At 70.9% G+C, this 14,696-nt stretch carries 1 protein-coding gene (cut by both window edges); it reads right to left on the bottom strand.

All 14,696 nt of this window come from inside a single coding sequence — locus BHS09_RS39430, non-ribosomal peptide synthase/polyketide synthase, on the bottom strand. Of the gene's 46,386 coding nucleotides, 16,900 precede the window and 14,790 follow it; the stretch shown corresponds to coding positions 16,901–31,596, spanning codon 5,634 (partial) through codon 10,532 (complete); reading right to left, the first codon wholly in view occupies nt 14,692–14,694. Both codon boundaries (start and stop) fall beyond the window edges.

The raw sequence follows: 14,696 nt of genomic DNA, 5'->3' as shown, positions 1-14,696 counted from the left end.
GCCGTTAAGCCCGTACTCCTCCTGCATCCACTTCAGCCGGTTGACGACGCCCCCGTGCGCATTCATCGCCCCCTTCGGACGGCCCGTGCTTCCAGAGGTGAAGATGACGTACGCCAGCGACTCCGGGCCCACTCGCACCGACGGCCGAGTCACCGGGTGACGTGCCACTTCGTCTGCCGCGCTGTCCAGGCACACCACGCGCGCGGCGCTGGGCGGGAGCACCGACTTCCACTTCTCGTGCGTCAGCAGCACCGACGCCCCGGTGTCCTCCAGCATCCACTCCAGCCGCTCCTTCGGATACGCCGGGTCCACTGGCACGTAGGCGGCGCCCGCCTTCAGCACGCCCAGCAGCGCCACCACCATGTCCACCGAGCGCTCCAGGCACACGCCCACCAGCGACTCCGGGGCAACACCCAGGCTCCTCAGGTGGTGCGCCACCTGGTTGGCCCTCGCGTCCAGCTCCCGGTACGTCAACCGCTCCGACTCGAACGCCACCGCCACCGCGTCCGGCGTGCGCGCCACCTGCGCCTCCACCATCGCGTGAATGCTCGCCTCGGACGCGGGTGCCATCTCCCGTCCCTGGAAGCCCTTCAGCACCTGACGGCGCTCGTCCTCTGAGAGGATCGCCACGCGCTGGAGTGGCAGGTCCGGTGTGGCGACGACCGCCTGGGCAAGCTCGGCCAGATGGCCCGCGAGCCGCTCCAGAGTGGCGCCATCGAAGATGCTCGATGCGTACTCGAAGCGGCAGTACAGGGTGTTCTTGCGCTCGACGACCTCCAGACTCAGGTCGAACTTGGAGGTGTCCGGGTAGAGGCCGAGCCCGCTCAGCTTCAGCCCCTGATACGCCACGTCCACGGTGGGCGTGTTGATCACGTTGAGGACGGCCTGGAACACCGGCGTGCGACTCTGGTCACGCGGCAACTGGAGCGCCTCGATGACGCGCTCGAAGGGCGCGTCCTGGTGCGCGAACGCCTCCAGCGAATGCCGCTTCACGCGGCCCACGAGCTCCCGGAACGACGGGGCGCCCTCCAGCCGCGAGCGCAGCGCGAGCGTGTTCACGAAGCAGCCCAGCAGCCCCTCCACCTCCGGGCGGGAGCGGCCGGCCGTGGGGATGCCCACCGCGAAGTCCTCCTGTCCCGAAGTGCGCCCCAGCAGCGCCTGGAACAGCGCCATGAGCACCATGAACGACGTGGCGCCCTCGCGCCGCCCGAAGGCGAGCAGCGGTTCGGTGACCTCGGCCGGCAGCTCGAAACTGTAGCTACCGCCCGCATAGGACTGCACCGCGGGCCGGGGCCGGTCCGTGGGCAGCTCGAGCGCCGGGACACCCGTCAGTTGCTCCTTCCACCACCGGACCTGCGCCTCCATCACGGCGCCTTCCAGCCACTGGCGCTGCCACACCGCGTAATCCGCGTACTGCACCTCCAGCGGTGGAAGCGGCGAGGGGATGCCCGCGCTGAAGCAGGAGTAGAGCACCGACAGCTCGCGGCCCAGCACCAGGGTGCACCACGCGTCGGAGATGACGTGGTGCTGCATCAGGCTCAGGACGTGGTCCTCCGGTCCCATCCGGAGCAGCAACGCGCGCGCCACCGGGCCCTTCTCGAGATCGAAGGGAAGCGCTGCGAGCGCCGCGCACCGCCGCAGCATCTCCGCTTCGCGCGCTTCCACCGAGTCGCCGGGGACGTCCTCCACCAGAGCCGGCAGCGTGCCCTCCGCGTGGATGACCTGCACCGCGCCGTCTTCCGTCAGTTGGTACGTGGTGCGGAGGACCTCGTGCCGCTTCACCACCTCATTGAGCGCAGCCTGCAGCGCCTCGACGTTCAGCGGGCCGGTGAGGCGGAAGTTGGAGCCGTTGTTGTACGCCGTGCTGCTCGGGTCCAGTTGCTGGAGGTACCAGAGCCGCTGCTGCGCGAAGGACAGGGGCAGCGGCCGAGTCCGGGGTACGCGGGGAATCGCCGCGGGCTCGGGTTGCTGCGTCAGCGCGGGCTGCATGGGCGCAGGGGGCGCCTTCGGTGGAGGCTTCGGCGCGGGGGCCTGTGCCTTGGGCGCGGAGGGGAGGGTGACGTGCTCCACGCGGCCGTCCACGCGGAGCCGCGCGTGCCGCCCGGTCCGGAAGAGACGGGCCTCACTGCTCGACGGGTGCTGCACGAAACGGCGGCGCTCCTGCTCATTGGCGCGCCACAAGTCCCAGGGAAGGCCAGCGCCCTCCAGGGCCAGCTCACCGACGACGCCGGGGGGCACCGGCAATCCGGCCGCGTCCAGCACCCAGGACTGAAGCCCTTCGGGGACACGCTCCGTCGGAGGCCGTGGCAGCAGGCCGCCCTCGCCAGCGGCACCCGCGAGCAGGACCTCCGTGCCCAGGTTCCGGTGCAGCGACAGGGCCAGCTCCGTGGAGGCACCGTCCAGAACGAGCGCGCCCACGGGCTCCAGGGCTTCGCGGGCCCGCGGCAGCTCCACCAGCGTGCGCGCCAGCCGCGCCGAGGCGTGCAGCAGGACGGCGCCCGACTGCCGGGCCAGCGCCAGCAGTTCGTCGACCGCGAGCGTTCCCTCCGCCTGCCGCTGGACCTTCCGCTGCGAGGCGTCCTGCTCCAGGCGCTCGCGAATCACGGTCAACCGGCGCAGGCCCTCCAGCACCACTGGCGTGTCCAGGCCGAAGTCGATGAGGCAGGCCACCTCGTCCACGTCGGCTTCCCGGACGTGGAGCAGGCGCTGCACGCCGCTCTCCACCGTGCCGATGAGGCCGGTGCCCTTCGCGTGGTGCTCGAAGGTGTGTTCGAGCAGGGCATTCACGTCCTCCTCGGACACCTTGTCGATTTCGCCCTGGTAACCCTGCGCGGCCAGCAGCGTGGCGGTGATCTCCGCCGAGCTCCGGAAGTAGCTCAGCAGCGGCTTGCGGACCGTGCGCAGCACCTCCTGTTCGTCGTCGCCGATGAACGCGTGCAGCATCAGCGCGACGTGGCCACGGCCCGGATGCCCGTTCCGGCGCCAGGCTTCGCGGTAGAGCGCCACCTTCTGCTTCAGCTCCTCCAGTGACTGCGTGAGCAGACCGGTGAGCACGCCGGCGCCCACTTCGCCGGCCAGGCGGAACGTCTCCGGACTGCCGGCGGCCGTGAGCCACACGGGCAGGTCCTTCTGGACGGGCTTGGGCCGCAGGCCGACTTCCACCGTGACGCCGCCGCCACCCGGACGGCGGAGCTTCTCGCCTCGCCAGAGGGCGCGCACCGTCTCCAGGTTTCGCAGCAGGATGTTGCGGCGATCCTCGAAGTTCTGCGGGGCGAAGGTGAAGTCCGCCACGTGCCAGCCCGTCGCAATCGACAGACCCGCGCGGCCTCCGGAGAGGTTGTCCACCACGGACCACTGCTCGGCGACCTGCAGCGGGTCATGCAGCGGGAGGACGACGCTGCCCGAGCGCAGGCTCAGGTTGCGGGTGATGGTGGCCAGCGCGCCCGCCACCACGGCGGGCTGGGGATAGAGGCCGCCGAACGAGTGGAAGTGCCGCTCCGGCGTCCACACCGCGGAGAAGCCGTTGGCGTCCGCGTACTTCGCGCCCTCGACCAACAGCTCGTACTTCGGACCGACGAGTGAGTCTTCATCGTTGGCGAAGTAGATGAGGCTCAGGTCCATCGCGCCCTGGCGCGGACCGCCGCCCTGGAGGACCTCCCACTGGGCCGTCACCTGCTCGGAGGGGAACGTCACGGTCAGCCCGCGTGACAGGGCCCACAGGGCCTCCAGCTCCGGACGCTCGGCAGAGGACTCCGCGGCGGCCACCCACGTGGCGCCTTCCGCGGGCCGCAGCCGCTTGTCGAGCGCGTCGAAGAGCTCGGTGAGCCCCTGATGCACCAGGGCCCACGGCGACTGGTTGGGACCCACGGGCAACAGCCACGCCAGCGCCTCCGGGGCCGGGGCAGGGCGCTCCGCATGGGCACCAGAAGACTCCAGTGCGTCCTCCACATGGAGAACCCGCGCCGCATCCAGCCGGGCGGCGGTCATGATGCCGCGCCACGTGACGAGCACCGGCACCCGGGCTCCGGACGACGCGAAGTCCGACAGGCGCCCCAGGTCCGTGGGGCCTACCGCCACGACGGCGCCACCGGCCTCCAGGACACCCCAGAGGACGGCCAGCTTCGCGGGGGACGGCTTCAGGCAGACCGCGACCGGCTCACCGGGTTGCACACCGAGCGCTCGCAGCCTTGCGGCGACGTTGCGCGCACGCTGGGCGAGGTCGCTCCAGGCCCACGCCGTCGAGCCCTGAATGACGGCGGTGGCTCCCGGCTGCCGGGCCGCGCGCTGGGACAGCCGCGAGGGAATCGGCGTGGAGACGGGCCGGGGAAGGGGGGCGGGCCAGGCGCGCCGGTCCGCCTCCGTGGCCAGGGGCAACCGGGAGATTCGCTCCGAGGGCCGGGCCAGCGCCGAGCCCAACAGCACCTGGAGGTGCTCCACGATGCGCCGGGCCGTGGCTTCGTCGAACAGCTCGGTGGCGTACTCGAGCGCGCCGCTGATGCGGCCGGCGTCATCGCCGAGCACGAGGGACAGGTCGGACAGCGTCGCGCCCCATTGCACCGGGGCGTCCGGCACTTCCACCATGGTTCCGCGGACACCAGTCAGCTCCAGCGCGGCGGCCGTGCCTCCCACGGTGGTGTGGAAGACGAAGATGGTGTCCGTCAGCCGCCCCCGGCCAATGTCCTTGCCTGGGACGAGGGCTTCCACGAGGTGCTCGAAGGGCACGTCCGGACGCAACTGGACGTCGTTGACCTCCTGCCGCACGCGGGCCAGGAGTTCGAGGAACGTCGGATCGTCCGCGAAGCTGGTGCGGAACGCGGCCGAGTGCGCCACGTACCCGATGAGCGGCAGCAGCTCCGGCCGGGTGCGATTGCCAATGGGCGTGCCAACGATGATGTCCGTCTGCCCGCTGTAGCGGTGCAGCAGCGCCTGCCAGGCGGCGAGCACCATCATGTACGGGGTGTAGCTCTCACGCTTGCCGAACTCCGCCACTTCCCGGGACAGCGCGACCGAGAAGGACACCGGCATGCGCACTGACGTCAGTGGACTTGTCTTGGGGCGCGGCCGGTCCGTGGCGATGCTCAGCTGCCGAGGCATGGCGGCCAGCTGGTTGCGCCACCACTGCTCCTGTTCGGGCAGACGCCCTTCGGCGATGGACTGCCGCTGCCATGCGCCGAAGTCCGCGTACTGCACGGGCAGCGGCGGCAGGGGCGCCGGACGGCCCTGCTGGAAGGCCGCGTAGCACTGGAACAGCTCGTGGATGAAGATGTTGATGGACAGCGTGTCGCTGACGATGTGGTGGATGTTGCCCAGCAGGATGTGCAGGCGCTCGTCGAGCCGGAGCAGCGTGGTCCGGACAACGGGGCCCTTCACCAGATCGAACGGCTTCGCGGCGTCCTCGCGCGCCAGCTGCATCGCCTCGGCTTCGCGCTGTTCGGAGGTACCGGTGAGCTCCAGGCGCACCAGCGGGACGTGCATCCGCGCGTGGAAGCGCTGGACCGGGCGGCCTTCCACCACGTCGTAGGTCGTCCGTAGGGATTCGTGGCGCTGGATGATCTCCTGGACGGCGTGCTCCAGGATGACCGCGTCCACGGCGCCTTCCAGCCGGAAGACGAACGGAATGTTGTACGCGGACAAGCCCGGCAAGTGCTGCTCCAGGCGCCAGACGCGCTCCTGGACGAAGGACAGCGGCAGGGGCCGGTCGCGAGGCAGCGGGACGATGGGCAGCTCGCGGGTGGTCTCCACGACCGGGCCCTGACGCAGCAGGGGCTCGATGCGCTGGGCGATGCCCGCCACGGTGGGGGCCTCGAACAGCGCGGCCAGGGGGAGCTGGACGCCGAACGTGGACCGCACCTGGTTGAGGAGCTGGGCGGCCATCAGCGAGTTGCCGCCAATCTCCAGGAAGTTGTCGTCCCGGCCCACGAACGTCAGGCCGAGCCGATCGCGCCAGAGTGCCGCCAGCCGCTCCTCGACGTCGCCTCGCGGCGCGTCTTCACGCTCTGGCGTGGCAGAAGGCGTAGGCGTCCCCGAGGCCTGATGCGGCGACGTGGCGTGAGGGGCCGCGAGGCCGCCGTGGGCCTGGACCGGAACCGAGGAGCCATTCTGCCCGCTGGGCACGTGGGCAGAGGACGGCGTGACTCCGGGCGTCGCGAAGCTTCCTGGTGCCAGGGACGCAGCCGGAGAACCGAGCTGCGTCCCTGATGCGGGTGCCGAGGACGTGTGGAACCCGCCATACACAGGGGATGAGGCCTGAGTGGTTCCGGGCGTCGTGAAAGTGCCCGGGACCTGGAATGAAGCCGTAGAACCGGATGTCACAGGCTGTGCCGCCCCGGTGGTCGCGAAACCGGCCGACGCCTGGAATGACGTCGCGGACGAACCAGGCACACCCGACGCTGCCACCGAAGCGAGCGCAGCCGCAGGCGAGACAGCGCCCCCTGGCGCCTGGAACGAAGCGGCGTGCCCCGCGCCATTCGCCAGCGTGGGAATGGCCGCATGCGCCGGCCGCGCGGGTGCCTCCACCCAGCACCGCTTCTCCTGGAACGGGTACGTGGGCAGGTGCAGGCGCAGCCGCTGCTCGTGGCCGTAGAAGACGTTCCAGTCCACCGAGATGCCCAGGGTCCACAGCTCGCCCACCGCGGTCATCAGACTCGCGTGCTCCGTGGTCGTGCCGCCACGGCGCAGCGTCGCCACCGCCTTGACCCGCTCCTTGTCGCGTCCCAGGCAGGCACGCACCAACGGCGTCAGGTCCTGACCCGGGCCGACCTCCAGCAACAGGCTGCATCCCTCTTCGAGCAGGGCCCCCACGGCATTCGTGAAGCGCACCGGCTGGCGCATCTGCGCCGCCCAGTAATCCGGCTGGGCCAGCTCATTCGCCTGTGCCCAACGTCCCGTCACGCTGGAGGCATACCGAAGCGCCGGCGCATGGCGCTGGAGCGAGTTCACCACGTCCGCCAGCGCCGGCATCAGCGGCTCCACGTCTGCGGAGTGGAACGCGTGCGGCGCGGGCATCCGCACGGTGCCCACCTCACGGCGGCGCAGCTCCTCCTGGAGCCGCTCCACCTCCGCGATCGGCCCGGCGACGACGCAGCGGTCCGGTGCGTTGATGGCGGCCAGCGATAGCCGGCCCGTCAGCAGCGGCAGCACCTGCGACTCAGGCATTGCCACCGCGAGCATCGCGCCCGGGGGCATGCGGTGCATCAGCTCGCCACGTGCCACGGCGAGCCGCATCGCGTCCTCCAGCGACAGCACGCCCGACAGGCACGCAGCGGCATACTCACCGAAGCTGTGCCCCAACACGGCGTACGGCCGCAGGCCCCAGTCCATCCACATCCGGGCCAGCGAATACTCCACGGTGAACAGCGCGGGCAGGGCGGCACGGGTGTCAGCCACCGCCGCCGCGTCCATTCCTGGCCCGGCGAACAGCACCTCGCGGACTCGCTCCCGGAGCGCGGGCTCCAGCAGCGCCAGGCACGCATCCGCGTGGGCACGAAAGGCCGGCTCCGCTTCGTACAGCTCGCGGCCCATGCCCGCCTGCTGCGCGCCCTGGCCCGGGAAGATGAAGGCCACCCGGCGGCGGTTCACGTCGGCATCGGTCACCTTCACCGGCGTGTACGGCTTGCGCAGCCGCGCCGTCAGGTCCGCGGCGTCCCGGGCCACCACGGTGCGCCGGAATTCGAAGGCCTTGCGTCCCACGGCATGCGTGAAGGCCACGTCCGCCAGGGACAGGTCCGCCGCGTGGGCCTCGGCATGCCCGGCGAGCTGCCGCGACGCGGCCTCCAGCGCCTCGGCGGAGCGAGCGGACAGCGTGACGACTTGATGTGAGCGCGTGGTGGAGCCGCTGTGCGCCATGGGGGACTCCTCGAGCACTGCGTGGGCGTTGGTGCCGCCAATGCCGAAGGAGCTGACGGCCGCGCGTCGCGGCGTCTCGGTCCTCGGCCACGGCCGCCGGGTGGTGTTGACGAAGAAGGGGCTCGCGTCGAAGTCGATCTGCGGATTGGGCCGCTCGAAGTGCAGGCTGGGCGGCACCTCGCCATGGTGCAGGGACAGCGCGACCTTCATCAGGCCCGCCAGTCCAGCCACCGTATCCATGTGCCCCATGTTGCTCTTGAGCGAGGCCAGGGCAATGGTGCCCCGGTGCTCGGCGCCCAGGCCGTAGGCGCGCTGGAGCGCGGCCACTTCAATGGGGTCACCCAGCGGCGTCGCCGTGCCGTGGGCCTCCACGTAGCCGATGTCCTGGGCCCGCACGCCGGAGCGCGCGAGCGCCTGGGAGATGACCGCCGCCTGGCCCTGGACGCTGGGGGCGGTGTAGCCGGACTTGTAGCGTCCGTCGTTGTTCGTCGCCGTGGCCCGGATGACGGCGTAGATGGAGTCACCATCCCGCTGCGCGTCTTCCAGCCGCTTGAGGACCACGCACGCGACGCCGTTCCCGGACACCGTGCCCTGCGCGTTCGCGTCGAAGCTCCGGCAGTGTCCGTCCGGAGAGAGAATCATGCCCTCCTGGTAGACGTAGCCCGTGCGCTGCGGGACGGCGATGCGCGTGGCCCCCGCCAGCGCCACACCCGAACGACCCGCCAGCAGGTTCTGGCAGGCGAGGTGGACGGCGACGAGCCCGGTGGAGCACGCCGTGTAGACGAGGACGCTCTCCCCGGTGAGCCCCAGCTTGAACGAGGCCTTGGTGGCCAGGCTCTCATGGGTGGCGGTGCCGTAGAGTTCGAACAGCGCCGCGCCATCCAGCGGCAGCGTGGCCCGGACCGCGTCCTTGTAGCCGGAGTCGACGGCGCCCGCGTACAGCGAGATGGCCTCGGGCGTGCGCTCCGGGTCGATGCCCGCGTCCTCCAGCGCGGACCACGCCGTCTGGAGGAAGAGCCGCTGCTGTGGGTCCATCCACTGTGCTTCGCGCAGCGACAGGTCGAAGAAGCCCGGGTCGAACCCGTCGATGCCGTCCAGGACACCCCCAGCCGGGACGAAGGCCGGGTGCTGTGACAGCTCCAATCCCTCGGGCAGGCCGGGCATCCGCTCCAGTTCCTCGGGCGTGAAGCGGGAGATGGACTCCACACCGTCGCGCAGGTTCCGCCAGAAGTCCTGGACGGAGCTGGCACCCGGGAAGCGGCCCGACATGCCCACGATGGCGACCAGGCCAGAGCCCGTGGCGGGTTTCGCCTCGGCGCTCGGCTCGGAAGCAGGCTCGGGCCGCGCGGGGACGGCGGGGGCCTCATCCACCTTCGCGTCGCGCTCCAGGACGGCGGCCAGCGCGTCCACGGTGGGGTGCTCGAACAGCCACACCACCGGCACCTCCCGGTTCAACGTCTCCCGCATGCGCTTGGCGATGCGCACCACCGACAGGGACGTTCCGCCCAGGTCGTCGAAGAGGTGGTCATGGAGGCCGATGCGCTCCGTGCCCAACTCCTTCGCCCACAGCGCGGCGAGCTGCTGCGCCAGCGGGCTCGAAGGCTCCACGAAATGGCCATCGCGGCCCGTGGACGCGCTGTCCGGCGCGGGGAGCGCCTTCCGGTCCACCTTGCCACTGGTGCTCAGCGGCAAGGTGGGGAGGACCACGAAGACGGACGGCACCATGTACTCAGGGAGCCGCTGACGCATCCCCGCGCGGAGCGCCGCGACATCCAGCGGCGCGTCGTCGCGTCCCATGGCGTAGGCCACCAGCCGCTTGTCACCGGGGACGTCCTCGCGGACCACGGCGGCGGCTTCCAGCACGCCGGGCTGGGTGCGCAGCGCGGCCTCGACGTCCGCCAGCTCGATGCGGAACCCGCGCACCTTCACCTGATTGTCGGTGCGGCCAATGAACTCCAGCGTGCCGTCCGGGCGCCACCGGACCAGGTCTCCCGTCCGGTAGAGGCGCGCACCGGGCTGGGTGGCGAAGGGGGCGGGGATGAAGCGCTCCGCCGTGAGGTCCGGCCGCGACACATACCCGCGCCCGAGTCCTTCGCCGCCCACGTACAGCTCGCCGGGCACTCCCACGGGGACCAGTTGGAGCTGCGAATCCAGCACGTAGGCCTGCGTGTTCGAGACAGGCCGGCCAATGGGCACGGAGGCCCCGACCTGCGAGGCCTCGTAGGCCGTGTAGCTGGCCGAGATGATGGAGTTCTCCGTCGGCCCGTAGCCGTTGGTGACGGGGACTCCGACGGTGGTCAGCGTGCGGCGCGTGTGCGGGGCGGACAGGATGTCACCCACCACGTGGATGGCCCGCAGCTTCCTCAGCAGGTCGGTCCGGTGCTCCACCACCTGTGAGAACAGGCCCGCGGGGAAGTGGACGAGCGTGACGCCGTGGCGCTCCACCACGCGGGACAGCGTGTCCAGGTCGCTGGCTTGCGCCTCCGGCGGATACAGGACGACACGGTTTCCGTTGAGCAGCGGAATCCACAGTTCCATCACCGAGCCGTCGAACGAGGCAGGCGCCATGACGAGCCCTGTCTCCCGGACGCCGAAGTGGATGAAGGGCTCACTGTGCGAGAGGCGGAGCACGCCCCGGTGCGGGATGGCCACGCCCTTCGGGCGCCCCGTGCTCCCGGACGTGAACATCACGTAGGCCAGGTGATTCGGTCCCACGTCGGACACCGGGGACGTGGTGGGCCACTCTGACAGGTCCAGCTCTTCCAGGAGCAGGGTGGGAAGCCCGCCGTCGGGAAGCGGCAGCCTGGCGTGGTTTGCCCGCGACGTGAGCAGCAGGTGCGGTGGCGCATCCTCCAGCATGATGGCCAACCGCTGCGCGGGATACGACGCGTCCAGCGGCACGAAGGCGCCTCCGGCCTTGAGCACCGCCAGCAGCGCGATGACCCACGCCGTGCCCCGGTCCAGGCTCACGGCCACGAGCACTTCCGTGCTCACCCCGCGCGAACGGAGCAGGTTCGCGAGCTGGTTGGCCCGAGTGTCCAACTGCTCGAAGGTCAGCGTCTCCTCACCACACTCCAGCGCGACGGCGAAGGGGCGCAGGGAGGCGTGCCGCGCGATGACCTCCGCGATGGTGCCGCCAGCGCCGTCGTACCGGGCCGCGTTGTCGTTCCACTCCCGGAGAAGCTGCTGACGCTCGCCCGGGGTGAGCATGTCCAGCGTGCCCAGCGGCTGGTCCGGCGCGGCGGTCACGGACGCCACGAGCACGCGCAGGTGCCCGGCGAGGCGGGCAATGGTGGCGGTCTCGAAGAGGTCGGTGCTGTGCTCGATGGCGCCGCGCAAGCCGTCGGCGTCATCCATGAGGGCGAGCCCCAGGTCGAAGCGCGAGGTCCCGATGTCCACGTCCGCCGGCCTCAGCGTGAGGCCCGTGGCCCGCACCGGGCCCGTGGGGGTGTTCAGCAGCGAGAAGTAGGTCTGCACCAGCGGATTGCGGCCCAGGTCCCTGCGCGGCTGGAGCTCCTCGACCAGCTTCTCGAAGGGCAGGTCCTGGTGCTCGTACGCGGCCAGGGTGGTGTCGCGGACCTGTGCGAGCAGCGCGCGGAACGAGTCGCGCGGACGCACCCGGGCCCGCAGCACCAGCGTGTTGACGAAGAACCCGACCAGGCCTTCGACCTCGCCGTGGCGGCGGCCCGCGATGGGCGAGCCGACCAGCAGGTCCTCCTGCCGGCTGTAACGCGAGAGCAGCACCTGCCACACGGCCAGCAGCGCCATGTACGGAGTGGCCCCCGCCTGGCGCGCCAGCGCGAGGAACGGCGCCACCACGTCCTGGGACAGATGGATGGGGAAGAGCTCGCCGAACTGCGAGCGATGGGTGGGCCGCGGCTTGTCGGTGGGCAGGTCCAGCACCTGGGGCGCACCGGCGAGCTGCGCCTTCCACCAGTCTACCTGCGCGGTGAGCACGTCCCCCTGAAGCCACTGCCGCTGCCAGGACGCGAAGTCCGCGTACTGGATGGGCAGCGGCGGAAGCGCGGGGCCGCGGCCCTGGGCGAACGCATCGTAGGCGGCGGCGACCTCGCGCACGATGACGCCGAGCGACCAGCCGTCCGACACGATGTGGTGCATGGTCAGCACCAGCACGTGCAGCTCCGCGTCCAGCTTCAACAGCAGGGTGCGCAGGAGGGGGCCCGCGCTCAAATCGAACGGCTGCCCCGCATCCGTGGCGGCCAGCCGGCGCGCCTCGGCCTCCCGGTCGCATCGAGGCAGGCCAGTGAGGTCCGTCAAGGGGAGCGCCCAGTCCGTCGCGGGGTGGATGACCTGGATGGGGTCACCGTCACGCATCACGAAGCGGGTGCGCAGCGGCTCATGGCGTTTGACGAGGTACTCCAGCGCACGGCGCAGAGCCTCGGTGTCCAGCGCGCCTTCCAGCCGGAGCGCTCCCGGCAGGTTGTACTGGCTGCCACCGGGCTGGAGCTGGTCGATGAGCCACAGTCGCTGCTGCGCGAAGGACGGCGGCAGGTTCCCATCGCGCGGCACGGGCCGGAGCGCAGGAATCTGGGGCGCGCTGGCACGCATGAGCATGCCTTCCTCGACGAGCTCGGTGACACGGGCCACGGAGGGCGCGTCGAAGAGCGCGTTGAGGGAGAGCTCCACGCCGAACGTCGTCCGCAGCCGGGAGATGAGCTGCGTGGCCAGAAGCGAGTGGCCTCCCAATGCGAAGAAGTCGTCGTGCAGGCCCACGTGCTCCACGCGAAGGAGTTCACGGAAGAGGGCGGCGACGCGCTGTTGGAACGGAGTCATGCGCTCTTGCACGGGCGGGGCGGCGGCCCCGGGGACAGGGGTGGCAACCGGCTGAGGAAGGGCCTTACGGTCCACCTTGCCGTTGGGAGACAGAGGTAGGGCCGGCAGTGTCACGATGGACGTGGGCACCATGTGGGCCGGCAGCTGCTCAGCCAGCCGTGCCCGCAGCGCCGTCACCTCCGGCGCCGGCTCTCCCGTGACGTAGGCCACCAGGCGCTGATCGCCCGGGGCGTCTTCACGGACCACGGCGACAACGTCGCGCACGCCGGGATGCGTGCGCAGCGCGGCCTCGATTTCACCCAGCTCGATACGGAAGCCGCGCAGCTTCACCTGGAAGTCGGCCCGGCCCAGGTACTCCAGCGTGCCGTCGGGCAACCACCGCGCCACGTCTCCGGTGCGGTACAGGCGCGCGCCCGGAATGCCGCTGAAGGCGTCGGGGATGAAGCGCTCCGCCGTCAGCTGGGGCCGCTGCCAGTAGCCGCGCCCCACCTGCACGCCGCCAATGTGCAACTCGCCCGGAATGCCCACAGGAGACGGCTGCCCGTGCGTGTCCAGCACGTACAGCACCGTGTTCGCCACCGGCCTGCCAATGGGGACGCGGTGGAAGTCCTCTCCACGCGGGCAGGGCCAGTACGTGACGTCTACTGCTGCCTCTGTCGGGCCGTAGAGGTTGTGCACCCGCACCGGTGCGGGCAGCCGCGCGTACGCCTTCTTCACCAACTCCGCGCTCAACGCCTCGCCGCTGCACACCACACGCCGCAGGCTTCCCAGTCCCTCCAGCCCCGGCTCTTCCACGAAGGCACGCAGCATGGACGGCACGAAGTGCACCGTCGTCACGCCCTCCGCCTTCATCAGCTTCGCCAGGTACGCCGGTTCCTGGTGCCCTCCGGGCCGCGCTACCACCAGCTTCGCCCCCGCCAGCAGCGGCCAGAAGAACTCCCACACCGACACGTCGAAGCTGAAGGGCGTCTTCTGCAGCACCACGTCCGTGCCGTTAAGCCCGTACTCCTCCTGCATCCACTTCAGCCGGTTGACGACGCCTCCGTGCGCATTCATCGCCCCCTTCGGACGGCCCGTGCTTCCAGAGGTGAAGATGATGTACGCCAGCGACTCCGGGCCCACTCGCACCGACGGCCGAGTCACCGGCTGCCGCGCCACTTCGCCCGCTTCGCTGTCCAGGCACACCACGCGCGCGGCGCTGGGAGGAAGCACCGACTTCCACTTCTCGTGCGTCAGCAACACCGACGCCCCGGTGTCCTCCAGCATCCACCCCAGACGCTCCTTCGGGTACGCCGGGTCCACCGGCACGTAGGCCGCGCCTGCCTTCAGCACGCCCAGCAGCGCCACCACCATGTCCACCGAGCGCTCCAGGCACACCCCCACCAGCGACTCCGGGGCTACACCCAGGCGCCTCAGGTGGTGCGCCACCTGGTTGGCCCTCGCGTCCAGCTCCCGGTACGTCAGCCGCTCCGACTCGAACGCCACCGCCACCGCGTCCGGCGTGCGCGCCGCCTGCGCCTCCACTAGTGCGTGGATGGTCGTCTCGGCAGCGGGCGCCATCTCCCGTCCCCGGAAGCCCTTCAGCACCTGCTGCCGTTCGTCTTCGGGTAGCATCGGCAGCGCTTGAATGCGCGTCTGCGGATCGCGCACGACCGCCTCCAGCAGCGTGTGGAAGTGCCGTGTCAGACGCATCGCCGCTTCGGGCGTGAAGAGGTCGAGGCTGAACTCCAGCCCTCCCTCCAGGCTCCCGTCGCCCAGCTCCATCAGCGACAGGGTGAGGTCGAGCCGGGCCGTGTCCGTGCTGGACCGCAGCTGCTCTACCGTCACACCCGGCAGCGATGGCGGCTGCATGGGCGCGTTCTGCAGGGCGAACATCACCTGGATGAGCGGCGACCTGCCGCCTCCGCGCTCGCCGCCAACGGCCTCGACCAGCCGGTCGAACGGCACGTCCTGGCGCACGTAGGCCGCCAAGGACTCCTCGCGGACGCGCGACACCAACTCCGCGAAGGTCGGCGCTCCGTCCAACCGGGCCCGCAGGGCCAACGTGTTGACGAAGA

The organism is Myxococcus xanthus, assembly GCF_006402735.1.
GTDB lineage: Bacteria > Myxococcota > Myxococcia > Myxococcales > Myxococcaceae > Myxococcus > Myxococcus xanthus_A.
This window is presented reverse-complemented; position numbering and strand designations above follow the sequence as displayed.